A 25,609-nucleotide genomic window follows, 5' to 3' on the forward strand; every position below is an offset into this window, starting at 1 on the left:
GCAGTGTCCAAGGGCAGTGCCCAAAGCGCTGCCTACAATGGCGTGGGTACCCGTCCGCAGCAGCCGAAGGAGCGCGACCGAATGAGCCCGGAGCACTACCCCCTCTCTCCCTCCGCGTGGGGGGCGGCGGAAGAGGTGCCGGTGCGCAAGGTGGTGCAGGGGCTGCTGTACTCGGACTTCTCCTCGGGCGTGGGCACCAGCTACGTCCGGGTGACGCTGGTCCCCGACCCCCTGAGCGGCACATGGCGGGTGCGCTCCGAGGGCGGGGTGATCGGCGAGGTCTCGGCCGCCGACAGGCGCCGCTTCCCCGACATCCAGCGCATCCACGCCGCCGGCCTCGCGCCGACCACGCTCGCCGGGGTCCGGCTCGACGATGCCAGCGGGCTTTTCGACGCCACAGTCTTCCTTCCCCCCGCCTCCCTCGCCGTTCCCCACAACGGCGCGGCCCCCGGCTCGCAGGTACTGCCCGCCGGGGACATGTACGCGGTGGACACCTCCACCGGCGAGTTCACCGCCGCGCAGCTCGCGGAGCGCTCCCCCGGCCAGTGGATCGTCGGACTCCAGGTGCTGGGCGAGGCGGTCGTCGTCACGCTCGAGGGCCGCGTCCTCGGCAGCCTCCCCTCCGACGGCGGCGCCGAGGTCCGCCCCTTCCTCGAGCCCCTGCTTGACGACGCCCCCGGCACCGCCCTGTCCGCCCGCGCCCACTTCCTCGCCGGCATGGTCGGGCTCGACCTCGCCGCGCCGGACTCGCCGTGCTCCCCCGCCGCCGCGCTCCCGCCGCTCGCCGCCGAGCCCCCGGCTGAGCAGGAGGGCGCGGCCGTCACCGAGTTCCCCGACGGGACGTGGGCCGTCACCGTCAGCCGCGAGGACGCCGTTGCCGCCGAGGACATCCTCTCCCCCTCCGACGGAGCCCGTCCGGTCGCCCTGCGCGCGCCGAGCGTCGATTTCACGCCCACCCGCTCGTGGAGCATCTCGGCGGGCAACTACCTCACGGAGGTGGAGAAGGTGCGCCTGCGGCGCCAGGCGGACCGCCGCACCCCCGGGGCGCGGCACAGGCTGGCAGATTAGGGCACCTGCCGCCCGGGCCCCACTGCCATAGCCACGGTGTTTGTTGCCCGCCCGTTTCCCCGCCCGAACCCCGAAGTGAGATCCGCCATGCGCTTTTCCTCCCGCGCCGCCGCCCTGCTCCTCGCCGGTGTGCTCCCCCTCCAGATGGCCGCCGCCCCGCATGCCGCGGCGCAGAGCTCGCTGTCCCCGGCATCGCCCAACACCTCCTCCGCCCTCGGCAGCTCCGGGCGGGTGAACAACTCGGACCCCTCGCCCATCAAGAAGATCCCCGGCACGCCCATCGAGATGCCCGGCGGCATCGTCGTCCAGATCATGGGTGACCTGCTCGGCCGCGGGCTGTCCGACAACGTCGGCTTCCGCTCCGGCGATCTCGGCATGATGACGCCCGTGGGCAACGGCGACGAGTTCGCCATCGTCTTCGGCGATTCCTTCCGCGGCGACACCCTCGGCGCCGGCGAGTGGATGAGCCCCGTCGGCGTGGTGGCCCGCATGGTCGACGGCGTCATCGAGATCGTCCGCCCGCTCAACGCAGGCGACCGGGTCAACTCCCTGATCAAGTACTTCCGCGCCGAGGGCGACAACCTCACCCTCATCCCCTCCGACATCATCAACATCGACGGCACCATCTACATGCAGGGCATGTGGAACCACGGCATCGGCAACGTCGACTACACGCAGATCTGGAAGTCCACCGACAACGGCGCCACCTGGCGGTCCGTGGGCACGACCAGCAACAACTACATGAGCGGGATGGGCGACCTCATCTCCTGGGAGCGCGGCGCGGACGGCTACATCTACGTCGTCTCCTCCAGCTTCAAGCGCGACCACCCCGTCTACCTCTCCCGCTTCCGCCCCGAGCAGATCGGTGACCGCACCACCTGGCAGATCTTCGACCCCGCCACCGGGGCGTGGTCCTCCACCGGCAAGCCGATCCTGTCCACCGGCGTCCAGGCCGGCGAGATGAACCTGCGCTACATCGACGGGCACTGGGTGTTGGTCATGTTCAACGAGGAGACGCTGCAGATCGAGGTGCGCGCCTCCCGGGAGATCGCGCGCGACTGGAACGAGGTGCCGGTGGCGGTCGTCGCAAAGCACGGCTCGTGGAAGAACCCCCAGACCCCGGACAACTTCTCCCAGCCCTACGGCGGGTACATCGTCCCCGGCTCGACGCTAGCGAACATGGACATCGTCGTGTCGCAGTGGAACACCTCGACCAACAGCCGCTACAACTCGACGCAGTTCAACGTCAAGGGCCTCGACGCGTTCTTCGGCGTCACCCCGGCCGAGCGCCCGGCTCTCGACGTCACCGAAACGCCGGCCACCGTCACCGAGGACCAGGTCCTCGAGGACAAGCTGGTGGAGAAGGCCCCGGACAACGTCGTGGTGCCGGTCGCAGAGTAGCCTCCAAGCCTTTACCCATTGTTCAATCAGGTGGCACGCCCGCGCCACCTGAACCCCTTACCCTTTCGGCCGCACCTTCTCAGCGTGTTTCCCCCCGTGCCCCCGAAAGGACAGACCGCCATGCGCTTCCGCGCCCTCTCCCGCGCTGCCGTAGCCACCGCCTCCGTCAGCGCCCTCGCGCTCTCCGGGCTCCCCGTCGCCTACACCCAGGAGGCGGCCCCGGCCCGCTTCACCGTCGCGAACATCACCGACTTCCACGGCCGCTGGGCCTTCGACAGCAAGGGGAAGATCCCCGGCGCACTCAGCCTGAAGTGCGAGCTGGACAAGGCCGAGGAGGCGGCGGGCGCCGACTCCTTCGCCTTCACCTCCTCCGGCGACAACATCGGCGCCTCCCCCTTCGCCTCCATGGTGCTCGACGACGAGCCGACCATCGGCGTGCTCAACCAGATGGGGCTGGACGTCTCCGCCGTGGGCAACCACGAGTTCGACAAAGGCGCCGCGGACCTGGTGAACCGCGTCGTCCCCGAGGCCGAGTGGACCTACCTGGCGGCCGGGGCGGAGGGCATCGACGACAGCATCCGCCCGTACGTGATCAAGGAGCTCGGCGGCGCGAAGGTCGCGTTCATCGGCTCCGTCACCAAGGACATGCCCTCCCTCGTTTCCCCCGCTGGCATCGAGGGCATCACCTGGAACGACCCGGTCGAGTCGATCAACAAGGTCGCCGACGAGCTGACGGAATCGGGCGAGGCCGACGTCGTCGTCGCCCTGCCGCACGAGGGCAACATCGACGCCTCCGCCTGGTCGGACAACGTCGACGTCGTCTTCATGGGCCATACCCACCAGTTCGTCGAGCCAGCCGACACGCACCCGCTCGTCCTCCAGGCGGGCTCCTACTCCAAGGGCCTGGCCACCGTCTCCCTCACCTACGACAAGGCGACGGACAAGGTCACCGCCGACAGCGTCTCGCTGAAGCGGGAGGGCGACCTCATGGCCTGCGACACCCAGGACAACCTCGCGGCGCGCTACCCGGAGATCCACGCCACCATCACCCAGGCTCAGGCCGCCGCCGAGGAGCAGGGCGCGCAGCAGATCGGCAAGCTCGACCGCTCCCTCTACCGCGGCGCCAACGCGGACGAGACGTCCGGCAGCAACCGCGGCGTCGAGTCCCAGCTGAACAACCTGCTCGCCGACGTGGCCAAGTGGGGCGTGTCCAAGAACTCCTCCGTCGCCCCCGAGATCGGCGTGATGAACGCCGGCGGCGTGCGCGACGACCTCCTGGAGGGGCCCGTCACCTACGCGGAGGCTTTCTCCGTCCAGCCCTTCGGCAACGAGCTGACCTACACCACCCTCAAGGGCTCCGACTTCAAGGAGGCCCTGGAGCAGCAGTGGAAGACCACCGGGGAGCGCCCCGTCCTCTCCCTCGGCGTGTCCGACAACGTCTCCTACACCTACGACGAGACCCGCCCGCAGGGTGAGCGCATCACCTCCGTCCTCGTCGACGGCGAGCCCCTCGACCCCAACCGCGACTACGTCGTGGCGGGCTCCACCTTCCTCCTCACCGGCGGGGACGACTTCACCGCGCTAACGAAGGGCACCGACAACGCCAACCTCGGCTACCTCGACATCCAGGGCTGGACGGAGTACCTCAAGGCCTACCTCGGCGGCGACGACACTCTCGCGCCGCGCACCGGCCAGGCGGGCGTCGCCGTCCATGTCCAGGAGCCGCTCAAGGCGGGCGCGGAGGCCACCATCGACCTGAGCTCCCTGATCTACACCCAGGGCGAGACCGCGAAGACGGTCACCGTGACCCTCGGCGACGCCTCCGCCACCGCTGACATCGACACCACGTACAACCCCGAGAACCTCGGCGAAGCCGGCAAGGCCACCGTCACCCTCACCGTGCCAGCCGGCCTGTCCGGCGAGCAGCCGCTGCGGGTGACCACCGACGCCGGCACCGACGTGTGGGTCCCCGTCACGGTCGAGGGCACCCCGGCCCAGCCCTCCGTCAGCTCCGCCAACCCGCTGCAGGCGGTCCTGCTCGCCGTCGCCGGCCTCATCGGCCTGGGCGGGCTCCTCGCCCTCGTCTTCCCGCACCAGGTGGACGCCCTCCTGGGCAAGTTCGCCCGGTTCTAGGGCGACCCGGGGCCGGTGGCAAGGGGCTTCTCGACGCCACAGGCCCCGCCCTGTAAAGTCCAGCCGGTGACCGACACGACAAGGACATCCCCCTGGCCTGCGCTGCTGTCGATGATGCTGGGCTTCTTCATGATCCTGGTCGACTCGACCATCGTCTCCGTTGCCATCCCGGCGATCACCGCCGGGCTCGACGCGAGCTACAACGAGGTCATCTGGGTCAACAGCGCCTACCTCCTCGCCTACGCGGTGCCGCTTCTCATCACCGGGCGCCTCGGCGACCGCTTCGGCCCGCGGGCGCTCTACCTGGGCGGCCTCGCCCTGTTCACGGCCTCTTCCCTGGCGTGCGGCCTGGCGGGGTCGATCGAGGCGCTCATCGTCGCCCGCGCCTTCCAGGGCCTGGGCGGGGCGATGGTCACCCCGCAGACGATGTCGGTGATGATCCGCACCTTCGAGCCCGCGGAGCGCGGCGGCGCGATGGGCGTGTGGGGCGCGACCGCGGGCCTGGCCACCATCGTCGGCCCGCTGCTGGGCGGCCTGCTTGTCGACGCCGCCGGCTGGCAGTGGATCTTCTTCGTCAACGTGCCCGTCGGCATCCTCGGCGTTGTCCTCGCCTGGATTTACGTCCCGGCGCTGGAGCGCTTCGCCCGCAACTTCGACTGGCTCGGGGTGGCGCTGAGCTCGGTGGGAATGTTCGGCCTCATCTTCGGCATCCAGGAGGGCGACCGCCTGGGCTGGGACGCGCGGGTGATCGCGCTCATCGTGGGCGGGCTGGCGTTCCTCGCCACCTTCGTCTGGTGGCAGGCGCGCACCTCCAGGGACGCCCTGGTGCCGCTCGAGCTGTTTGGCGACCGCAACTTCTCGCTCGCGGCGGTGACGATCTCGACGGTGGGTTTCACCGTCTCCACCTTCATGATCCCGTGGATGATCTACGTGCAGTCGGTGCAGGGCTACTCCCCGACGAGGGCCGCGCTGCTCATCCTCCCGGCGGGCCTGGTCTCCGGGGTGCTCGCGCCGTGGATCGGGAAACTGACCAACACCCACTCGCCGAAGCCCTTCGCCATCGCGGGCCTGCTGCTCATGGGCGCGTCGGTGGCGCTGACGGCCGTGCTGGCCGACCCGGCCCGCGATCCGCTGTGGATGCTCGCCGTCTCGGTGGTCTCGGGGCTGGGCAACTCGATGATGTGGGGGCCGCTGTCGATGATCGCCACGCGCAACCTCAGCCCGCGACTCGCGGGGGCGGGCTCCTCCGTGTACAACACGGTCCGCCAGGTCGGCGCGGTGATCGGCTCGGCCTCCATCGCGGCGCTGATGACCTCCCAGCTCACCGCGCGGATGGGGCCGGGCGCGGGCGAGAACCCGACGCAGGCGGGTCCTCTGCCGCCGTTCCTCCACGAGCCCTTCGCCCAGGCGATGTCGAACTCGCTGTGGCTGCCCGCCGCGGCGGTGCTGCTCGGGGCGGCGGTGGCGGCCTTCTTCGCGCCGACGAAGTCCTGGGGCGACTAGGGCTTTCGGCTAACGCGCGGTGTGGGTGGCCACGTGCCAGGCCATGCCGTACTTGTCCTCGAGCTGGCCGTAGTGCTCGCCCCAGGGGGCCTGCGCGAAGGGCATGGTCTCACGGCCGCCGTCGGCGGTGAGCTTCGCAACGTAGTCGGCGCCCTCCTCCACGGTGGCGACCTCAATGACGAAGGAGAGGTCCCCCCTGTCCAGCGTTCCGGAGTTGTCCTGCAGGTCGTCGCCGCCGGTGAGGGTGAAGGGGCCGGTCAGCTTGCCGTGGGCGACGGCGTCGCGGGGCGCGTCGAAGGGGAACTGCGCGCCGTTGTCGATCTGCTCGCCGTAGGTCATGATCTCCAGCTCGCCGCCGAAGACGGAGTGGTAGTAGGCGAACATTTCGGCGGCGTTGCCGTGGAAGGAAATGTAGGGGGCGGTCTGTGCCATGGGGTCTCCTCGGGTCGGGCGGTGGTGGCCCGCCCGAGACTACCGCAGCGGGGTGGTCCAGACGGGGGCGTCGATCTGAAAAAATCCGAGGTGCTCCCAGAAGGCGATGCCGTTGTCGTTTCCGGGGGCGATGAGGAGGTAGGCGTCGGTGGCGCCGAGGCGGCGCAGGTGGTCCCGGGCTCCGTCGGCAAGCATGCGCCCGATGCCGCGGCCCTGCGCGCTGGGGCGCACGCCGGTCATGTGGATCCAGCCGAAGTGCCCGTCGTAGCCGGCAATAGTGACGGCTTCGATGCGCTCGTCCTCGATGACGAGGACCGCCGAGGAGGGGGCGTCGAGCGCCCGGTCGAAGTCGTGGGGCGGGTCGTTCCACGGCTGGCTGATGCCGGATTCGTCCCAGACCTCGATGACCGCGTCCTTGTCGGCGGGGGTGGCTTCGCGCGCTTTCAGCATGTGCCACAACAATAGTCGCTTATGCAGCAGCGCAAACCGCGGCATTCCAGGAAGAGGATCGTGGGCGAGTACCGCATCGACACGGGCACCGCGCGCATCGTCGCGGACCCGCTCCGCGACGGCGGGTTCACCCTCGAGGTCAACAACGTGCCCAGCTCCTACGTCGTCCCCGGCGCGCCCGAGGTCCTCGCCTTCGACTACATGGGGTGGATCGCCGCGCTTATCGACGCCACAGTGCGCCTACCCCGCCCCTTCCACGCCGTCCACCTCGGGGCCGCCGGCTGCGCGCTGCCCTCCCATGTCGCCCAGCGCTTCGCGTCGACCAACGTGGCCGTGGAGGTGGACGCGGGCCTGGCCCGGCTCGTGCGCGAGGCCTTCGACCCGCCGGTGGAGATCGCGGTCGCCGAGGCCCGGGCGTTCACGCACGCGCTGCCAGCCGGGTCGGTGGACGTCCTGGTGCGCGACGTGTTCGCGGGGCCCGCGACGCCCCGCCCGCTGACCACCGTGGAGTTCTACCGCGCCGCCTCGCGCGCCCTCGCCCCGGGCGGGATCTACGTGGCCAACGTCGGCGACCGGGCCGGCCTGCCCGAGACAAGAGCCGAGGTGGCGGGGCTGGCGGAGGTCTTCGCGCACGTCGGGGCCATCAGCACCGCAGAGATTCTTGACGGGCGCGGCTACGGCAACGTCGTGCTCGCCGCCTCCGACGCGCCCCTGGCCTACGCCGGGCCCGCGCAATTCCGCGGGTCCGAGTGGGCACGATCGCTTGCCAGCGCCACCCCGGCGCGCCGGGACTCCGCCCGCTAGAAGCTCAGGCCGAGGAGCCGGTGGCGTTTTCGGGGCCCCGCGGGTCGGCCGGGTCCTACAGGTTGGAGGGGTTGGCGGGATCGGCGGCGCCGTCGTGGACGAGGGTGATGTCGTCGACAAGCGAGCCGTCTTCGGCGTTGAGGCTGCGGACGTTGATCGACTCCGGGGTGACGTTGATGAGCGAGTAGTCCGGGGTTCGGTCCTGGTTCCAGAAGGCGATCGTCGGCTGGTTGAGGCCGAGCTCGCGCGACCTCTCGAGGGTCATGTCCGGGTAGTCCTTGCCGTCGTTGCCCTGGTAGTCGTAGAACTTCCCGCCGACCGCGGTGTTGAGCGTGAGGTAGAGGACGTCGCCCTCGCGCTGCTCGAGCACGTCCCCGGGCTCCGCCGGCTTGTCGGGCACGGTCGGCTCGAGGCCGTTCATGAGGTGGGAGCGGTTGTACATGTGGTCGTGGCCGTTGAGGACGAGGTCGACGCCGACCTCGGAGAACACGGGGCTGAGGGCCTCGCGCATCGCGACGATGTCGTCGTCGGTGTACCGCCCGCCGTGGGAGTGGAAGGCGAAGTGGTTGGCCACGATGATCCAGTCCTTGCCCGCCCCGTGCGCGGCGACGGTGTCGCGGACGAACTGGGCCTGCTCGGCGAGGCCGGCGGCGTCCTTGCGGTTGGAGTTCAGGGCGATGAACAGCGCGTTGTTCTGCTCGAAGAAGTAGTTGGAGGTATCGCCCAGCTCGTTCGGCAGGTTCCAGTGCTCCTGGAAGTGCTTGGCCTCGATCGGCGTTGCGTAGGTTTCGTGGTTGCCCTGAATGGCCGCGGTGCGGACGCTGCGCAGCTGGGGAGCCGAAAAGAACGCGTTGTACTGGCCGCGCGGTCCGATGAGGTCGCCCCAGCCTTCGACCTGGTCACCCAGGCTGAGGATGAGCGAGGCGTCCGGGTCCGCCGCGGTCGCGTTCTCCGCGGTGCGGCGCCACGTGGCGGCCTGCTCGGCGACCCTGCCCCCGACGCCGATCTGCACGTCGGTAACGGCGATGAAGGACCAGGTGCCGTCGCCGTCATCGATGGTGAAGCTCTCCGGGGCGCTCCACCCGCCCTGCTCGGAGCCGAGCTGGTAGGTGTACGTCTGGCCCGGCTCGAGGTCACTGACCTCGGCGAACTTGGACAGGTACGCCAGCGCACCGTAGTCGGCCTCGCGGGCCGGCGCCTCGCGCACCTCGGTGGGCCGGTCAACCGGGGCGTAGCGCACAATCTCCGCGCCCGTGTGGGTGGTGCGCCAGGAGAAGTTGACGCTGCGCCCGTTCGCGCCGACTCCCGCCACCGCGCGGAAGATTGGGCCCGAGGCGGCGTCGGCATCGGCGGGAGCAGAGGAGCCGGGGGCCAGCAATGACGACGACACGGCGCCGGCGGTCGGCACCACGGTCAGGCAGAGGGCGGCGGAGGTGACAGCGGCGGTCAGCAGGGCCCGGGAGCGTTGCATGGGAAACCTTCGGAGAGTGGGAACGTGACCTGTATATACCAACACAATTTCGTAGCGCTGAGGTGAACACCACGAAAGCACTCCGTTACAAACGTCTCCGCCGGCGTACCATGGGCAACCCGAACGTGAGACGACGAAAGGAAGCGTGATTGAGCCATGCACAACGATCCCGCGAAGCCCGGTTACAACTCGGCTGACAGCACCAACAAGCCGGTGGACAAGGACGACGACCAGCTCGCCCAGGACACCGGTTCGCAGCTCGGCTACGGCGAGGAGGCCCCCGAGGGCGTCGACGAGAGCCAGCGCGAGGAGCAGTAAGCCGGGTGGATTCATAAGAAAACCCGCCTACTGGCCGCAGAGTGAGCGGCGCGTCACTATCATTGCGGTCTATGACCCACGCAACAGATACCCGCGCCGCCGCAGCGGCCGACAATCCGATCTCCAAGCTCTGGAGCAACCTCAGCGACTCCGCCCTCAAGCGCGGGGTCTTCTCCACTGTCTACGCACTCAAGGCCCCCTACTTCCGCACCGTCCTGCCCCGGGTCCGCGAGGTCGTCCCGGGCGAGCGCTGCGTGATCCGCCTGGGCAAGTGGTGGGGCGTGCAGAACCACATCGGCACCTTCCACGTCATCGCCGCCCTCAACGGCGCGGAGGCCGCGATGGGCCTGCTCTGCGAGACCACTGTGCCCACCACCCACCGCTGGATCCCCCGCGGCATGCGCGCCGACTACCCGGCGAAGTCGACGGGCGGCCTGACCATCACCGCCACCGCCGACTTCCCCGACTTCGCCGAGATCACCCGCGAATCGGGCGGGCAACTGGTGACCATCAACTGCGAGATCCGCGACGACGCTGGCGCCGAGCCCGTCACCGCGGAGATCGACGTCTGGGTCACCGCCAAACGGCCAAAGTAGCGCACCGCTCCTGTCCGGGGCTGCAGAGCGCCCTGTAAGGTTCAGGACCGGAGACGGAGGGATACATGCGCAGTTACCGGAGGGGCGAACAAGCCCTGGCGATCTATCTTTCGTCCATCACCGGATTCATCGACACTCTCGGATTCCTCTACCTCGGGGGATATTTCCTGTCGTTCATGTCCGGCAACACCACGCGCCTGACGTCCGCCGTCACCCAGGGAGCCTGGGGGACAGCCGCCCGCGCAGGCGGCGTGATGGCCCTGTTCCTGGTGGGTGTGATGATCGGGGCAGTCATCAGCCAGCTGTGTGCTCGCCGCCTCGCACCCGGCCGATCGCGGGAAGTGGTTCTGCTTTTCGTCTGCGCTACGGCGTCCATAGCCTCCCTGTGGGTCGCCACGGGATTCGAAACACCCGCCGTGCTCAGTTTGTCCTTCACCGTCGGTGCGATGAACAGCGTCTTCGAGCGCAACGGCGTGGTCACTATCTCGCTTACGTACATGACCGGCACGCTCGTGCGCATGGCGCAACAACTTGTGAACGCCTTCTTCGGCGGATCGCACAAGGAATGGCTGGGATACTTCTTCCTCTGGGCATCACTCGCGGCAGGGGCAATATTCGGCGGTTGGTGCTATAACGCCGTGGGGCTGCGGTCTGTCTGGATCGTCACCGCCATGCTGCTCGCCGGGACGGCAGTGGCCCTGGCGGTGCGGGAGCGCCGCCGGCGGGCCAATCTGGCCATCTAACGGTCGACTCAGTTTTCCGTCGCCTTCTTCAACCTGTCGATGTGCTCCGAGGCCTGCGCCTTGGTCAGGTCTGCGGGCAGCTGCTCCCCCGCCTGCTTGGCCAGGGTGTCCAGGTAGGACTTCTGCGCCTCGGTCATCGGCTCGTCACCGCTGACCCATTCGGACGGGTCCTTCTCCAGCGCGCCGTCCTGCGCGTCGCCGGTCGCGCCGATCATCTCCGTGTTGTCGTTCGGCTCGGTGGGGTTGGTCATGGTGTGCTCCTTTCAATTCCGGTGCCCGCCAGGATACGTCGGCGGGACTAATGCCCGCGGGCGTCGTCCAGGATCGCCCGCTCAGCGAGGACACCGCGTGCAGCAGGTGATGGTGGTTGTTGCAGTACATCCCGACGTAGGTGAAGCTGAGGACGTATGTCAGGAAGGGCAGGGCGGTGGCGTCGATAAGCGAGCGAAAACTGTCGCCCTCGGGCACCTGGAAGGTCAGGAGCATCACGGTGATGATGATGGCGAGCACTCCGTCGCTGAACGCCTCGAGGCGGAGGAGGGCATGCCAAAGTGTAGTGCGCTCGCTAGGGTCGGTGTCATGTACACATGGCAGGACGTCAACGACCCAGGCCTGACCAACACCGCGAGCATCTCGCTTCACGACGCCCACCTCAGCGCCCACGGCACCCAGCACTGCGACCTCTACCGCGCCACCTGGGAGCTCACCACCTCCCCGGGATGGATCACGCGCGAGGTCCGGATCAGCGTTGTCGGTGACGGCTGGCAGCGCTCCCTCGACGTGCGCCGCAACGAGGACGGGACGTGGATCGACGAGGTGTCGCTGTCCGGGACCCAGCCCGCCGACCTCGCCGCCCCGGGGATTGGCGCGGACGTCGACCTCACCGGCGCGGTGGACGTGGACCTCGGGCTGTGCCCCGTGACCAACACGATGCCGATCCGCAGGCTCGGGCTCCTCGACGGCTCCGTCGCCCGCACCGAGCTCCTCATGGCCTGGGTCGACATGCCTTCCCTGCACGTCATCGCCTCCGACCAGTACTACGCCAGCGTCGACAGCTCGTCCGTGTCTTACGCGAGTGGCACGCGCGGGGTGGACGTGGTTCTCAGCGTGGATTCCGACGGCGTGGTCGTGGACTACCCAGGCCTGGCGCGGCGCGTGTAACGGGTTGGTGGGGGAAGCCACCGCCGCACGGCAAATGCTCGTTAGTACACGCTTGTTAGTCGAGTAACGAGGTGGCACGGGACGCTTCCACTCGACTAACGAGCATCTGCTAACGAGCATTCGGCTGGCGGGTCGCCCCGCCAGCGGCCGCACACCCCTACACGTTGATTCTCAGCTCCTCCTCTTTTGGAGAATTAAAACCTCACCGGCAGCAAGGCTATTCGTAAACGTTTAGAAGCTGCACCGCAGCGCCGCGCGATCGGAGGTTTTACCTTCACTATGGACCCCCCGATACCCAATGGGTATAGGATCTTTACATGCGTGTCGAACCCAACATCGCAGAGTCGGACGCAGTCACTGCCGCGTCACGCCCCGAGTCAGACGTGAAGATGGCCCATGAGGTGGCACCAATCATCGCTCAGATGCTGGACGAGGGGAAATCGGTCATCGACCCCAGTGCGCGGATTTGGACCTCAGATACAGCCGAGGAGCTACGTACGAGAGTCGAGGAAAACCCCATCCTCGGTACCGATCAGGGTCAGTGGGACAAGCTAGACATACAGTTGACGGGGGCACCCCGGGAGGTCATCCTCCTAGCAGCTGAAATCGCCCTATTGCGTGAACATCCTGTGCGCAGTGCTCTTCCCTCAACCCGGCGAGAACACGTCGAGCGTATCCTCGCTCACCTGGGATCTCCCGTCGAGCTCACGGGTTTGGTCTCTGCCGCCCTCGACCGGCCCTCCAACGTCGCAGGATTCAAACCGGGCATGGGGTACAACAGTGCGCTGTGGAAACACATCATCTGGATCGCAACGTTCATTCGCCGCTGGGGCAGATTAACTGCGAGCGAGCGAAACGAAATCCGCACCGATCGCTGGAGACTACAGCAAGAAATGTTGGAGTCGGGGCCCGATCGCTCGGACATTCGCAATGCACTCCAATTTCTGTGCTCACCGGAGACCTTTGAGCCAATCTCATCGGCGGCTATGAAGCGAAGCATCCGAGACGGGCTTGCATCTCGAATCGGTGGCCCCTCCGGCAACAACCCGATGGATATTGACCGCGATCTCCTCGCTATTCGTGGGGTGCTCGCACAAGAGAAAGCGGGCCCGTTCCACTTCTGGACGCCTGGCATCGCGGAGCTCTGGCAACCCGACGTCCCTGCACCCGGTGCCGCCGACCCAGAGACGGATCTGCCAGAGCCGCGTCCCACCCACTATTGGTTATACTCCCCCGGCCCGCAGGACAGCGAGTGGACACATTTCGCCAAGGATAATGTTATGGCTATCGGCTGGCGGGAAGTGGGCGATCTAGCTCAGTACCCCAACCGAGAAGCGATCCGGGAAGCGCTCAGCAGTAAGAGAACCGGTCCCGCGGCTCACAGCAACGATGCGCTTGCTCTGTGGCAGTTCCAGCACGAAATCAAAGTCGGAGACGTGGTATACGCCAAACGCGGACGACGCGAGATTGTTGGGCGTGGGGTTGTCGTCTCGGAGCCCCGGTTTGAGCCTGAGCGCGAATTGTTCCCTCACGTGATTTCGGTGGAATGGTCCCACCAAGGGCAGTGGCCTCATCCGGGCGATGCCGCCACCAAGACTCTCACCGATATCACGAAGTATCGCGATTGTGTCGAACAGCTCGAAGAGCTCGTCACGGGCGATCATGACGTGCTACCAACTCCTGCACCCAGGGTGGCACCGACATACGGAAAAGACGAATTCCTCGACGAGGTCTTTCTAACGGAGGCCAGCTACGACCGCCTCCGGTCGTTACTACAGCGTAAGAAGAATGTCATTCTGGCTGGCCCTCCAGGAGTCGGAAAGACATACGCTGCAAAGCGCCTCGCCTACTCGATTATTGGAGCCAAAGATCCCAGCAGAGTCCAGATCGTACAGTTTCATCAAAGCTACTCGTACGAGGACTTCATGATGGGCTATCGCCCCACCGAAGCTGGTGGCTTCACGCTAGCCGAAGGACCTTTTTATCGCTTTTGCGCAACCGCCCGTGAGGATGATGAGAGCCGCCCTTACTTTTTCATCATCGACGAGATCAATCGCGGAAACATCTCCAAGATCTTGGGCGAGTTGCTAATGCTAATCGAAGCAGACAAACGCGGGCAGGAACTCCGGCTTCTCTACAAGAACGAACTGTTCTCAGTTCCCCGAAACCTGTTCATCATCGGCATGATGAACACCGCAGACCGCAGCTTAGCGGTCCTCGACTACGCACTGCGGCGACGTTTCGGCTTCTTCGAGATGCGGCCGGCATTCGATTCCGAAGGATTCAAGAGCTGGCAAGACGAAGCGGGTAGCCCCGCTCTGAACCAGTTGGTCCAGACAGTTTCGAACCTCAACATGGCAATCAGCGACGACCCTACACTTGGCCGCGGTTTCGAGATCGGTCACAGTTTCTTGACGGCACCCAGGGGAAACACGATCGTTGACAACGCATGGCTCACGTCGGTCGTCGAGGATGAGCTGGTGCCTCTTCTAGATGAGTACTGGTTCGATGAACCAACTACCGTCGCGGAATGGTCGACGAAGCTGCGAGCGTCCCTCGAATGAAGGATCGTTCGATCACTATCCGCAATATCTACGTGATGATGGCCTATGCGTTTCGCTCGATAGACACCCTCACCGTTGGCGATGTTGAGACCGAAAGCTTCGACCACCTACACGACTTGTTTGCAGAGATTTTGGCTCGCGGAGTATCGGCACAGGTTAAGCGCGGCGTGCACCGCGACTATTTACGTCACGAAGAACCCGTGGCCACCATTAGGGGACGGATTGACATCTCCCGCACTGTTACGATCCGAGCTACAACGCCAAGTCGCGTCGTCTGCAACTTCGACGAGTACGAGCCGGACACACCGTTTAACCAGGCTCTCAAGTCCGTGATCGTGTTATTGATTCGCCACGGCGATGTCGCAGCAGGACGTAAGGACGCGCTCCGACGACTTCTTCCCTACCTGGAACCAGTGACGCTAGTAAGACCGGGTTCAATCCACTGGCATGACTTCGCCTACCGGCGCACTAATGCCACATACCGGCTTCTAATCGGTGTCTGCCAACTCGTAGTCCAAGGCCTTCTCCCGACGGAGGAGGCCGGAACCAATCGTCTCAGCGAATGGCTGTCCGACGATGCGATGAGCACCCTCTACGAGCGATTTCTCCGCGAATACTACGCGTTCCACCACCCAGAGCTGTCACCTGCAGCCAGAGAGGTTCAGTGGGACCTCGATCCCACCCGCGCCTTAGGTTCTGATCAATTGCCAGCGATGAGAACCGACATCACGTTGAGAACCGGTGGCCGCACGCTGATCATCGATGCAAAGTATTACGGACGCTCCATGGCAGAAAGCGCCTACGGAAAGCTCTCGGTTCGCTCTGCCCATCTCTACCAAATTTTTACATATGTGAAGAACTCTGACACCCGCCACGACGGGAGCGTTAGCGGGCTACTGCTTTATGCCCGCACCGAAATGCCTACGCAACCGGAACTCGACGTGGTGGTTCAGGGGAATAGATTGCAGGCGCACGCGCTCGATCTGACAGTTCCCTGGGAAGACTTGCGTGCCCAGCTCGAGTCGTATCTGTCTGCACTTACGGAGAAATCGAATCAATCGCTTGTGAGTAGGCTCCCACCACCTCGTTGAAAAATGACCCGATGCTATCGGCCACTTTGAATCGCGTGCCGCACCTCCGTAAGCGGCCTAGCACCCCTACACGTTGAACTTAAATTCCACGGTATGTAGTTACAAAGTTACTTTCTCGTTAGCCTGCAACAATCAGAAAACAGTAATTGCGTCAGTACACAGAGAACATATGGGCGCATGGAAACACGTAAAGCTTTTGCGGGATGGCGTGGACGTCAACGTGAAGATTCTGGAGAACCTCGCCGCCCACGTCGCTCCCGCGTTGGGTGGCAGCCGAACCACAAAGGATCAGTCATCTGCTACCCCATCGACTTATTCCTGCAGGTCGCAGGACCTTCGCGTAACCGTCAGTTCAGTGCATGTTGAATAGTTCAGTGAATACTGTATAGTTCAGCGCATGCTGACTATTGCTTCACGTCTCGACGTCATGAACCGGCTCGGCCGGGCTATGGCCGATCCGACGCGCTCCCGAATCCTGATGACCCTACTCGACGGCCCGAGCTACCCAGCCGTGCTTGCGCGCGACCTTGACCTGACCCGCTCGAACGTCTCGAACCACCTGACCTGCTTGCGCGACTGCGGCATCATCGTCGCCGAGCCAGAGGGCCGCAAAACTCGCTACGAAATCGCCGATCCGCACCTCGCGGCAGCGCTCGACGCACTGGTGAACGCAACGTTGGCTGTCGACGAAAACGCCCCGTGCATCGACCCTGAGTGCTCGGTGCCCGGCTGCGGTGAAAAGGGGGCGGACGCATGAGCTCGGCGTGTGGATGCGAACACGAAACCGCCACGGAGATTGAAGAGCTCGATCGGCCATGGTGGAAGGACCCCGAGTTGCTACTGCCGATCTTCTCCGGCGTAGCCCTCTGCATAGGCCTGGCGCTGGACTGGTCCGGGCTGGAGACACCCGCGACGATACTGTTCTGGGTCGGTCTGCTGCTAGGCGCATACACGTTCGCGCCTGGAGCGATCCGGAACCTTGTCACGAAGCGCAAGCTAGGCATTGGCTTGTTGATGACGATCAGCGCGGTCGGCGCGGTGATCCTCGGCTTCGTCGGAGAGGCCGCGGCGCTAGCGTTCCTGTACTCGATCGCTGAGGCGCTGGAGGACAAGGCAATGGACCGGGCCCAGGGCGGACTGCGGGCACTGTTGAAGTTGGTGCCGCAGTCCGCAACGGTGCTGCGCGACGGCACGGCGGTCGAGGTCGTAGCGAAAGACCTCGTGGTTGGCGAGCTGATGCTCGTGCGCCCCGGGGAGCGGATCGCCACGGACGGCATCATTCGTTCCGGACGCTCCAGCCTTGACACCTCAGCGATCACCGGAGAATCCATTCCAGAGGAGGTCGCGCCCGGCGACGAGGTGCCCGCGGGAGCGATCAACTCCGCCGGTGTGCTGGAGGTCGAGACGACCGCAGCTGGAGCGGACAACTCACTGACCACACTCGTGGACCTGGTCGAGCAGGCGCAGGCGGAAAAGGGCGACCGCGCCCGGATCGCCGACCGGATTGCCCGACCCTTAGTGCCCGGGGTGATGATCCTGGCGGTGCTGGTCGGCGTGATCGGCTCGCTGCTGGGCGACCCCGAGACGTGGATCACCCGTGCACTGGTGGTCCTGGTTGCAGCGTCGCCGTGCGCGCTGGCAATCTCCGTGCCGCTGACGGTCGTGGCCGCGATCGGCGCAGCCAGCCAGTTTGGCGTGGTCATCAAGTCCGGAGCGGCGTTCGAGCGGCTCGGCGGCATCCGTCACCTGGCGGTGGACAAGACTGGAACCCTCACCCGCAACCAGCCCGAGGTTACCGGCGTGGTCCCGGCAGACGGATTCAATCGGGCGCAAGTGCTTGCTTTTGCGGCGGCAGTTGAGCAGCAATCGACGCACCCCCTCGCCGCGGCGATCGCGGCGGCGGGGCCCGAAGCGCCCGCTGCCCTGGACATCAGCGAGGAATCCGGGCATGGCATCAGCGGCACCGTCGAAGGTCGACGGGTGCTGGTGGGCAGCCCCCGATGGATCGACGCCGGGCCACTGAAGGCCGATGTTGAGCGCATGGAGTCCGAGGGGCAGACCTGCGTCCTGGTCGCCGTCGATGACGCCCTTGCCGGGGCGATCGGGGTCCGCGACGAGCTGCGGCCCGAGGTGCCCGAAGCCGTGCAGACCCTGCACGCCAACGACGTGGAAGTGAGCATGCTCACCGGTGACAACACTCGCACCGCCCGGGCACTGGCTGAAATCGCCGGAATCGACGACGTGCGCGCCGAGCTGCGCCCGGAGGACAAGGCGAGCATCGTAGCCGAACTCTCCTCCAAGACGCCGACGGCGATGATCGGTGACGGCATCAACGACGCGCCGGCACTGGCGGGCGCGACGGTGGGCATAGCGATGGGAGCGACTGGCTCCGACGCCGCGATCGAGTCCGCTGATGTCGCCTTCACCGGCCATGACCTCCGGCTGATCCCGCAGGCTCTGCAGCACGCCCGCCGAGGCAGCAGGATCATCAACCAGAACATCGTGCTGTCTCTGGCCATCATCATCGTGTTGATGCCGCTAGCGATCAGCGGAGTGCTGGGCCTGGCCGCCGTCGTGTTGGTTCACGAGGTCGCCGAAGTCATCGTGATCTTGAACGGCCTGCGGGCTGCGCAAGCGAAGCGCTGAGCCACACTTTCGCCCAGCGCGCTGGCTCTCCAACGCGGATCTTGGAAGGATCGAGCTGCTCAGGGAGCAAGCGACATCTCAAAACTTTTGATGCGGAGCTTCATCGACACGGCCCGCGACTATCTGGGCAGTGTGTTTGGCAAAGGGCCCCACACCCATCAGCGTTGCCGAGCCGTCGCCGGTCCAGTTGCCGTAACCGACTAGATGCAGATTCCCCACTTCAGGTTCGCGGCCGCGCATGAGGTGGCGGAATGGGCCGAGGGCCGGACGAAAACCTGTGCACCAGATCAGGTGGTCGTGGTCGAGCTCGTTCAAGCTATCGAAGATGGGGGTAGCGGTGAGCTGACCGGAGTTGCGGAGCTCACGTAGATGAGGAAGCGCAACAATGTCCCCGAGGTTCGGGCCGGGATCGCCGCCGAGAATCCGGCGGCGGCTGTTGAGAAAGAGATCGCGGCCATCGATGTTGTCAGGCATCCAGCGCGGTTGCTCACGTGTGTACCATGTGACCTCCGATGTCCCGATGAGATCCGCGGCGATCTGAGCACCCGAATTCGCCCCACCGACCACCGCGACCTTCGCACCGCGGAATGGTTCCGGCCCGGGGTAGATCGACGAGTGCCACTGGCGGCCACGGAAGGTGCCGGGATAGTGGGGCACGAAAGGCGCGGACCACGTGCCTGTGGCCGCGACAACGTGCTCCGCTGTGAACTGACCCGCAGACGTGTCCAGATGAAACACCCCACCATCACAAGACACGCTGCGGACGTGTACGGGGCGCCTAACTGGGATGTCGTAGCGCTGTTCGTAGTGTTCCAGGTAGTCGATGACATGGTGTGCCGGCGGATACCCCGGGTAGTGCGGCATAGGCCAGCCGGGCAGATTAGAGAACCCCGCGGCAGAGAAAAGCGTCAGCGAAGGCCATGCGTGCAACCATGCTCCGCCAGCTTCTTCCTGGTTGTCCAGGACCAGGAAATCCACTTTGAAGCGCCGCAGATAATAGGCCGTGGCTAAACCGGACTGGCCACCGCCGACGACGATGGCAGTGTGGTGCTCAGTCATTGGAGAGCACCGCCATTGCACCCGCAGGGACCTCAAGCGCCGTCTGACGGTCATTCTGGCGCGGGCCACCGCACGCAGGCGGGACAACACCGGCGGAGGCCACAATCTCCGCCACCATTCTGATGGACAAGCGCTTCATGCCCGCGAGTGTAGCCAGCGTCCCCCGAAAAACTGCAGAACCCGCAACACTCTTCTCGGGCCCAGTTGCAGTCGACTACCCGCTTTCCCATGCGCGGTCTCTCGATAGACTAACCACCATGGAACGTAGCTACAGGTGGGTGCACATCGACAACCCCGTCATCCAGAACGAGGCTACGGTTCGGTTTCACGGAGCCGGTTTATCGGCCACCGGAGTGCAACACGGAGAGGGTTACCAGGCAACCTGGGCATTAGAGGCCACGGAGAACTGGGCCACCCAGAATGTGACGGTGAACGTTGAAGGCGATGGTTGGGAGCGGAGCCTCAAACTCGTCAGGTCCGAGCAGGGCGTATGGTCGCCGCAGACCAAAGAAGAGGGGACCCCGCCAACAAATCTGCCCTCCCCCGGAATTGTTCGTTCAGCAGACCTGGAAGACGCGCTGGATTGCGACCTCGGCCTTTGCCCGCTCACGAACACGATGCCCATTCGCCGCTTGGGGCTTTTGGAAGCTCAGGTTCCTAAGACGCAACTCATCATGGCCTGGATTGATATGCCATCGCTAGAAGTGATCGCTTCGGACCAGTACTACAGCTCAATCGACTCTAAGACAGTCCGCTACGCAAGTGGAACACGTGGAGTCGATGTCGAATTAGAAGTGGACAGTGACGGAGTGGTCGTACATTACCCTGATCTCGCCCAGCGGGTCTGATTCAGGCGGCTCCGCTCAAGAGCACCTCGGGTTCGGGGTACGGTGGCACCCATGCGCATCTTCACCGTCGGCCACTCCAACCTTGAATTCGACGAGTTCGTGCGCATGCTTCAGGCAGCCGGGGTCGCGGCAGTCGTCGATGTGCGCAAGCTGACCGGTTCACGGAAGTACCCGTGGTTCAACGACGACTCCCTCACCCAGCGCCTCCCCACACACGGCATCGACTACATGAAGAACGAGGGGCTGGCGGGGCGGCGCAACGTATCCAAGACGATCCCGTTCGAGGTCAACGCCAACTGGCAAAACCGCAGCTTTCACAACTACGCCGACCACGCCCTGGGTGAGGAATTCGCTACAGCATTGGAGAAACTGCGCCAGCAGGCTGCCCACACACCGACCGCCATCATGTGTTCCGAGGCGGTGTGGTGGCGCTGCCACCGCCGCATCATCGCCGATCACCTCCTCGCTCACGGGGACGAGGTGGAGCACGTAATGGGGTTGGGGGCCAAAGGTGCGTCGATACGCGAAGCAACGCTTAACGACGGCGCCGTGGTCGGCGACGACCTCCTCGTGCGCTACCCCGCGCGGGAATAGCGCTTACACCAGGGGCCAGGGGTAAGGAAACTCAGACTGGGGCTCGGGCAGCCACGGCAGGCGCACGATGCGCGAGGCGCGCGATTTCAACGCCGCCACCTCTTCCGGTGTCAACAATGACGCCACCTCCTCCGGCACCTCCCCCGCGAGCGGCTCGACCGCATCCACCAGCTCGGATGGGATGGTCTCATGCGCGAACTCCCAGATCACGGTGCGCAGCTTCGGGTCCTGGTGAAAGCACAGTCCCTGGTCGATTCCCCACACGTGGTCAACGTGGTTCATGGTTTCCGAGGCTGCAAGCAAGACGTGGCCCGATTTACGGTCCGTGTTGTTCACCAGCAGGTCGAAGACGGCCATGCGCAGGAACTGGGGATGCAGGTCAGTGCGGGTCTCGTAAAGCGGGAAGTAGTGGGAGCCGTCGTTGTCTACGTAGCACTGCAACGACCCGACGCCGAGCGGCTCCACCTCGCGCACCACCGTGGGCGGCACTATGTCCCAGCCCAACCATTCGCTGAGCAGGTACGCGGCCCGCTCGCGCCGCCACAGCCCCGCCGGAAAGTCATGAAGGTAGCGCTCCCCGGCTTCGGGCTTGAAGATGCCCCAGCAGTAGTCCGCTTGGCCACCGTCGCGAGCAAGCGTGACATCCACGAGCACGGTGAGGTTCGAGGATTCCGCGAGCTGGCCCACGAAACCTACCTCACCGTGTTGAAGCAGTTCAAGCGTCTCAAGCGCGGTCACAGCTCAAGCTCCGACACCGAGCACGGTTCCGCCGGGATCTGCTGGAACGCGCCCCAACCCCGGCCTGTAAAATGCGCCAGCGCCGCCTTGATTGGATCGGCGTGAGTGAAGCAAGCCACCGCCTCGCCCGGGTGCCGCGCCGCGATCGCGCGCACGCACCCGACTACGCGGTGTTGCATCTCGACGAACGACTCTCCGCCGGGGAATCGGAACTCCCCGGGACGCTTCTGCACCACCTGCCATTCGGGCAGTTTGCCAAGGTCAGCCAAGGATTCACCGGTCCATGTGCCGAAATCGGCTTCCAAGAGGCCGTCGTCAAGCACAAGCTCCTTTTTGAACCGTTCGCAGGTGGGTAAAGCGGTCTCGCGGGCGCGCTCGAGCGGTGAGGAATACACCGCGTCGACGTGAGCAAGTTGCTTAGCGACGGACGCGGCTTGCACGCGCCCCCTTTCCGAAAGGTGCAGCCCCAGCGTGCGCCCGGGGAGGATCTTGCCGGTCGTCGGGGTCTCGCCGTGGCGAATGAGGAAGATGCTGGCCATGAAGTGATAGTAGGTCATCACAGACACCCATCCCGGAAACCCGCGTACCCTGGCCGGCATGACTGAAGCGCCCCACTCCCGGCCATCCATCAACACCCACGGTGAGCTCAAGGCCGCCGGCTACACGTACAAGACCGTGCGCGAGGAGATGCGCGACAACCTCATCGCCGCACTGCGCACCGGCGAGAACCCGTGGCCCGGCCTCCACGGCCTCGAGCACACCGTGTTGCCGCAGGTCGAGCGCGCCATCATCGCCGGCCACGACATCGTGCTGCTCGGCGAGCGCGGCCAGGGCAAGACCCGCCTGCTACGCACGCTCCCTCTGCTTCTCGATGACTTTGTGCCCGCCGTCGAAGGCTCCGAACTGCGCGAACACCCCCTGAACCCGCTGACAGATGCCACGAAGCGCCGCATCGAGGAGGAAGGCGACGCGCTGCCCATCGTGTGGATCCCGCGCGAGGCCCGCTACTCCGAGAAGCTGGCCACCCCGGACACCTCCGTGGCGGATCTGATCGGCGACGTGGACCCGATGCGCGTGGCTGAAGGCCGCCGCCTGGGCGACCCGGAGACGATCCACTACGGCCTCATCCCGCGCTCCAACCGCGGCATCGTGGCCATCAACGAGCTGCCTGACCTGGCGGAGCGCATCCAGGTGGCCATGCTCAACGTGATGGAAGAGGCCGACATCCAGATCCGCGGCTACATGCTGCGACTACCGCTAGACGTGTTGGTGGTGGCATCAGCGAACCCGGAGGACTACACCAACCGAGGGCGCATCATCACCCCGTTGAAGGACCGCTTCGGCGCCGAGATCCGCACCCACTACCCCGTCGAGTTGGACGACGAGATCCGCGTCATCGAGCAGGAATCCCAGCTCACGGCGACTGTTCCGCAACCCATCATGGAGGCTCTCGCCCGGTTCACCCGCGCGCTGCGCGAATCCGACGCGGTGAACCAGCGCGCCGGCGTCTCGGCCCGATTCGCCATCGCAGGCGCCGAGACAGTCGCAGCCTCCGCCGCCCGCCGCGGGGCGGTCACCGGCGAGGACCCGGTCGCCCGCCTAGTTGACCTGGAGGCCGCCGTCGACGTGCTGGGCGGCAAGGTGGAGTTCGAGCACGGCGAAGAGGGCCGCGCCTGGGACATCCTGGAGTACCTGCTGCGCAACGCCGTTGCGCAGTCCCTTCGCAACCGTATCAAGGGGCTCGACTTCGGCCCGTTGATTGAGGCGCTCGACGGCTCCACCTTCATCACCACCGGAGAAAACATTACGGCCGCAGAGTTCTTGAACGGCCTACCCCAGCTCGAAGGCACGCTGTACCGCGACATCGCTTCGGCTTTCAACGCCGAAAGCGAGGGTGAGCGCGCTAGTGCCATCGAGCTCGCGGTGGAAGCGCTCTACCTCACCCAGAAGATCTCGAAGGACTCCGGTGAAGGTGAGACCATCTATGGTTAGCCAGCGCCGCTACCGCAAGTACACCCCGGGCCCGGACCCCCTCGCCCCGCCGCCCGACCTGGCCAGAGCGGTGCGCGATATCGCAGACGATGTCATGTACGGCTATTCCGCCGAGCAGGCCATGCGCGAATATTTGCGTCGCGAAGGCTACGACGAATTCCTGCGCCAAATCGCGGAGCGCCGCCAGGAGCTGCTGCAAAAGACCAACCTCGGGGGCACGCTCCGGGAAGCAAAGAAGCTTCTCGACGAAGCGGTGCTCGCCGAACGGGGCCAACTCGCCCGCGACGTAGACATGGACGACCTCGACCGCACCATGCGGGAGATGACGCTGGACAACCTGCCCGTCTCCCCCGCGGCGGCGGTGACCGAACTGAACGGCTACGACTGGGCTTCCTCAGAAGCGCGCGAGAAGTACCAACAGATCAAGGACCTCATCGGCCGCGAACTCTTAGACCAGCGCTTCGCCGGGATGAAGGAGGCGCTGGAAGGTGCCACCGATGAGGATCGGGCAGCCGTCGCCGAGATGCTGCGCGACTTGAACGTGCTGTTGGGCAAGCATCGCGCTGGCATGGCCACGGAGCAGGACTTTCATGAGTTCATGGCCAAGCACGGGGACCAGTTTCCGGAGAACCCCCGCAACATCGACGAGTTGGTGGAGCTGCTCGCGCAGCGCTCAGCGGCAGCGCAACGCCTGCTCAACTCCATGACGCCCGAGCAGCGCGCCGAGCTCATGCAGCTCGCAGCCGAGGCCTTCGGCTCGGAGGAGCTGATGAACCTCGTTGGCGAGCTGGATGCGAACCTGCGCGGCATCCGCCCCGACCTGGACTGGACCGGGTCCGAACCGTTCGACGGTGACGGGACATCGGGCGGCATGGGCCTCGGCGAAGCCACCCGCGCGATGCGCGACCTCGGGCGCCTCGACGAGCTCGCGGACACCCTCAGCGGGGACCGCCCCGGAGACATCGACGTGGACGACGTTGCCGACCTCTTAGGCGCTGACGCCGCCACCAGCGCTAAGCAGCTACGTGACCTAGAGAAAGCGTTGCGCGACTCCGGATTGCTGAACAAGGGCGAGTCCGGCTCGCTGCAGTTATCCCCGAAAGCGCTGCGCATGCTGGGCAAGGAGCTACTGAAGGCCGCGACCTCCCAGCTATCCCGCGGCCAGCGCGATTCCCGCCTCGCCGGCCAGCAGGGCGAACCCACCGGCGGCACCCGGCCCTGGGAGTTCGGCGACACTCAGACGTGGGACACCACCCGGACCATCACGAACGCGCTCCAGCGCAGCGCCGCCAGCGGCGAGCCGTTCGCAATAACCGTGAACGACATCGAGGTGGACGAGACCGAAGCACGCACGAAGAACGCCGTCGCGCTCCTTGTCGACACCTCTTTTTCCATGGCGATGGAAGGTCGCTGGACGCCGATGAAGCAGACCGCGTTGGCGCTGAACCACCTCATCACCACGCAGTTCCGCAGCGACGAGCTCGCGCTTATCGGTTTCGGCCGCTACGCCCAGACGCTCACGATCGAAGAGCTCACCGCCCTGCCGCCGATACAGGAGAAGGGCACCAACCTGCAGCACGCGCTGCTCCTCGCCAACGAGTTCTTCACCCGCCACGCCGGCTACGACCCGACGCTGCTTATCGTCACCGACGGCGAGCCCACCTCCATCCTGACCGAATGGGGCGAGGCCTACTTCAACTGGCCGACCGACCGGATCACGCTCGCGCGCACGGTCGACGCGCTCGACACTGTGACCAAACGCGGGACGAAGATCACCTTCTTCCGCCTCGGGGATGATCCAGGGCTCGTTTCGCTTATCGACGCCCTCGCCAACCGCTCCGGCGCCAACGTCGTTGCACCCGACCTCAAAGAACTCGGAGGCGCTGTGGTGGGAGAGTACCTCCGCTGGTAGGCGATCACGCTCGTCATCGACCAACGACTCGAGAACGCATCGCAGGTCAACTTCCATCCCATGATCCACACCGAGAGCATCGGCC

General features: G+C 65.6%; 25 protein-coding genes. 17 read left to right on the forward strand and 8 right to left on the reverse strand.

The window, feature by feature from the left end:
* Nucleotides 1-42 precede the first annotated feature (42 nt).
* The 4 genes from DYZ02_RS02860 (at nucleotide 43) to DYZ02_RS02875 (ending at nucleotide 6,105) form a co-directional block, all read left to right on the forward strand.
* On the forward strand, nucleotides 43-1,068 hold the full coding sequence (locus DYZ02_RS02860; protein ID WP_147291471.1) for a hypothetical protein: 1,026 nt from the start codon (nucleotides 43-45) through the stop codon (nucleotides 1,066-1,068).
* 87 nt (nucleotides 1,069-1,155) lie between these two features.
* A complete protein-coding gene (locus DYZ02_RS02865) occupies nucleotides 1,156-2,469 on the forward strand; it encodes a DUF4185 domain-containing protein (protein ID WP_245945574.1) in 1,314 nt (437 codons plus the stop codon).
* 120 nt (nucleotides 2,470-2,589) lie between these two features.
* Nucleotides 2,590-4,602: a bifunctional metallophosphatase/5'-nucleotidase gene (locus DYZ02_RS02870; RefSeq protein WP_115684911.1), complete on the forward strand. Its 2,013-nt coding sequence runs from the start codon at nucleotides 2,590-2,592 to the stop codon at nucleotides 4,600-4,602.
* Nucleotides 4,603-4,668: 66 nt separating this feature from the next.
* A complete protein-coding gene (locus DYZ02_RS02875; protein WP_245945582.1) occupies nucleotides 4,669-6,105 on the forward strand; it encodes a DHA2 family efflux MFS transporter permease subunit in 1,437 nt (478 codons plus the stop codon).
* 9 nt (nucleotides 6,106-6,114) lie between these two features.
* On the opposite strand, the gene DYZ02_RS02880 is transcribed toward DYZ02_RS02875, so the two are convergent.
* Nucleotides 6,115-6,537, reverse strand: a complete 423-nt coding sequence (locus tag DYZ02_RS02880; protein ID WP_115684913.1) for a VOC family protein — start codon at nucleotides 6,535-6,537, stop codon at nucleotides 6,115-6,117.
* A 39-nt stretch (nucleotides 6,538-6,576) separates the two neighbouring features.
* Nucleotides 6,577-6,987 (reverse strand): GNAT family N-acetyltransferase, encoded by a 411-nt coding sequence (locus DYZ02_RS02885; RefSeq protein WP_181896874.1) that lies wholly within the window; start codon nucleotides 6,985-6,987, stop codon nucleotides 6,577-6,579.
* A 21-nt stretch (nucleotides 6,988-7,008) separates the two neighbouring features.
* Here DYZ02_RS02885 and DYZ02_RS02890 point away from each other — a divergent pair, with 21 nt between their 5' ends.
* Nucleotides 7,009-7,791, forward strand: a complete 783-nt coding sequence (locus DYZ02_RS02890) for a spermidine synthase (RefSeq protein WP_115684915.1) — start codon at nucleotides 7,009-7,011, stop codon at nucleotides 7,789-7,791.
* Between the two features lie 55 nt (nucleotides 7,792-7,846).
* Here DYZ02_RS02890 and DYZ02_RS02895 read toward each other — a convergent pair whose 3' ends face one another.
* Nucleotides 7,847-9,262, reverse strand: a complete 1,416-nt coding sequence (locus DYZ02_RS02895) for a purple acid phosphatase family protein (RefSeq protein ID WP_181896875.1) — start codon at nucleotides 9,260-9,262, stop codon at nucleotides 7,847-7,849.
* 156 nt (nucleotides 9,263-9,418) lie between these two features.
* Between DYZ02_RS02895 and DYZ02_RS11305 the strand changes: the two genes are divergently transcribed.
* From DYZ02_RS11305 to DYZ02_RS02905, 3 genes are all read left to right on the forward strand, one after another.
* Nucleotides 9,419-9,580, forward strand: a complete 162-nt coding sequence (locus tag DYZ02_RS11305) for a hypothetical protein (protein ID WP_181896876.1) — start codon at nucleotides 9,419-9,421, stop codon at nucleotides 9,578-9,580.
* 71 nt (nucleotides 9,581-9,651) lie between these two features.
* Nucleotides 9,652-10,176, forward strand: a complete 525-nt coding sequence (locus DYZ02_RS02900) for a hotdog fold domain-containing protein (protein WP_115684917.1) — start codon at nucleotides 9,652-9,654, stop codon at nucleotides 10,174-10,176.
* 65 nt (nucleotides 10,177-10,241) lie between these two features.
* Complete coding sequence (locus DYZ02_RS02905; RefSeq protein WP_115684918.1) at nucleotides 10,242-10,919, forward strand: YoaK family protein; 678 nt, start codon at nucleotides 10,242-10,244, stop codon at nucleotides 10,917-10,919.
* An 8-nt stretch (nucleotides 10,920-10,927) separates the two neighbouring features.
* Here the strand turns inward: DYZ02_RS02905 and DYZ02_RS02910 are convergent, their stop codons facing one another.
* Nucleotides 10,928-11,134, reverse strand: a complete 207-nt coding sequence (locus DYZ02_RS02910) for a DUF3072 domain-containing protein (protein ID WP_220272208.1) — start codon at nucleotides 11,132-11,134, stop codon at nucleotides 10,928-10,930.
* Nucleotides 11,064-11,594, reverse strand: coding sequence for a TMEM175 family protein (locus tag DYZ02_RS11710; RefSeq protein ID WP_425450998.1), 531 nt, complete (start codon nucleotides 11,592-11,594; stop codon nucleotides 11,064-11,066). Before DYZ02_RS11710 ends, DYZ02_RS02910 begins: the two co-directional genes overlap by 71 nt.
* Between DYZ02_RS11710 and DYZ02_RS02920 the strand changes: the two genes are divergently transcribed.
* From DYZ02_RS02920 to DYZ02_RS02945, 5 genes are all read left to right on the forward strand, one after another.
* Nucleotides 11,499-12,080, forward strand: coding sequence for a putative glycolipid-binding domain-containing protein (locus tag DYZ02_RS02920; RefSeq protein ID WP_115684920.1), 582 nt, complete (start codon nucleotides 11,499-11,501; stop codon nucleotides 12,078-12,080). The genes DYZ02_RS11710 and DYZ02_RS02920 overlap by 96 nt on opposite strands.
* Nucleotides 12,081-12,397: 317 nt before the next feature.
* Complete coding sequence (locus DYZ02_RS02925; RefSeq protein ID WP_245945584.1) at nucleotides 12,398-14,644, forward strand: AAA family ATPase; 2,247 nt, start codon at nucleotides 12,398-12,400, stop codon at nucleotides 14,642-14,644.
* Nucleotides 14,611-15,735, forward strand: coding sequence for a 5-methylcytosine-specific restriction endonuclease system specificity protein McrC (gene mcrC / locus DYZ02_RS02930; RefSeq protein WP_245945590.1), 1,125 nt, complete (start codon nucleotides 14,611-14,613; stop codon nucleotides 15,733-15,735). The genes DYZ02_RS02925 and mcrC overlap by 34 nt, the downstream gene beginning before the upstream one ends.
* Before the next feature lie 397 nt (nucleotides 15,736-16,132).
* Entirely contained in the window at nucleotides 16,133-16,492 is a 360-nt protein-coding gene (cmtR, locus tag DYZ02_RS02940; protein ID WP_076600005.1) for a Cd(II)/Pb(II)-sensing metalloregulatory transcriptional regulator CmtR, read from the forward strand.
* A complete protein-coding gene (locus DYZ02_RS02945; RefSeq protein WP_115684922.1) occupies nucleotides 16,489-18,381 on the forward strand; it encodes a heavy metal translocating P-type ATPase in 1,893 nt (630 codons plus the stop codon). The genes cmtR and DYZ02_RS02945 overlap by 4 nt, the downstream gene beginning before the upstream one ends.
* 78 nt (nucleotides 18,382-18,459) lie before the next feature.
* Here DYZ02_RS02945 and DYZ02_RS02950 read toward each other — a convergent pair whose 3' ends face one another.
* Nucleotides 18,460-19,440 (reverse strand): NAD(P)-binding domain-containing protein, encoded by a 981-nt coding sequence (locus DYZ02_RS02950; protein WP_115684923.1) that lies wholly within the window; start codon nucleotides 19,438-19,440, stop codon nucleotides 18,460-18,462.
* Nucleotides 19,441-19,697: 257 nt separating this feature from the next.
* Here DYZ02_RS02950 and DYZ02_RS02955 point away from each other — a divergent pair, with 257 nt between their 5' ends.
* Complete coding sequence (locus DYZ02_RS02955; RefSeq protein ID WP_115684924.1) at nucleotides 19,698-20,288, forward strand: putative glycolipid-binding domain-containing protein; 591 nt, start codon at nucleotides 19,698-19,700, stop codon at nucleotides 20,286-20,288.
* Nucleotides 20,289-20,339: 51 nt separating this feature from the next.
* Complete coding sequence (locus tag DYZ02_RS02960) at nucleotides 20,340-20,882, forward strand: DUF488 domain-containing protein (protein WP_115684925.1); 543 nt, start codon at nucleotides 20,340-20,342, stop codon at nucleotides 20,880-20,882.
* Nucleotides 20,883-20,885: 3 nt separating this feature from the next.
* On the opposite strand, the gene DYZ02_RS02965 is transcribed toward DYZ02_RS02960, so the two are convergent.
* Together DYZ02_RS02965 and DYZ02_RS02970 are read right to left on the reverse strand one after the other, a co-directional pair.
* Nucleotides 20,886-21,620 carry an SCO1664 family protein gene (locus tag DYZ02_RS02965; RefSeq protein WP_115684926.1) on the reverse strand — a complete coding sequence of 245 codons (735 nt, stop codon included), beginning with the start codon at nucleotides 21,618-21,620 and terminating at the stop codon, nucleotides 20,886-20,888.
* Nucleotides 21,617-22,159, reverse strand: coding sequence for a histidine phosphatase family protein (locus tag DYZ02_RS02970; protein ID WP_115686344.1), 543 nt, complete (start codon nucleotides 22,157-22,159; stop codon nucleotides 21,617-21,619). Before DYZ02_RS02970 ends, DYZ02_RS02965 begins: the two co-directional genes overlap by 4 nt.
* A 58-nt stretch (nucleotides 22,160-22,217) precedes the next feature.
* On the opposite strand from DYZ02_RS02970, the gene DYZ02_RS02975 reads away from it, so the two are divergent.
* Together DYZ02_RS02975 and DYZ02_RS02980 are read left to right on the forward strand one after the other, a co-directional pair.
* Nucleotides 22,218-23,612: a MoxR family ATPase gene (locus tag DYZ02_RS02975; RefSeq protein ID WP_115684927.1), complete on the forward strand. Its 1,395-nt coding sequence runs from the start codon at nucleotides 22,218-22,220 to the stop codon at nucleotides 23,610-23,612.
* On the forward strand, nucleotides 23,605-25,524 hold the full coding sequence (locus DYZ02_RS02980; protein WP_115684928.1) for a vWA domain-containing protein: 1,920 nt from the start codon (nucleotides 23,605-23,607) through the stop codon (nucleotides 25,522-25,524). Before DYZ02_RS02975 ends, DYZ02_RS02980 begins: the two co-directional genes overlap by 8 nt.
* The last annotated feature ends 85 nt before the right edge of the window (nucleotides 25,525-25,609 follow it).

It is taken from the genome of Corynebacterium senegalense (genome assembly GCF_900411315.1).
GTDB lineage: Bacteria > Actinomycetota > Actinomycetes > Mycobacteriales > Mycobacteriaceae > Corynebacterium > Corynebacterium senegalense.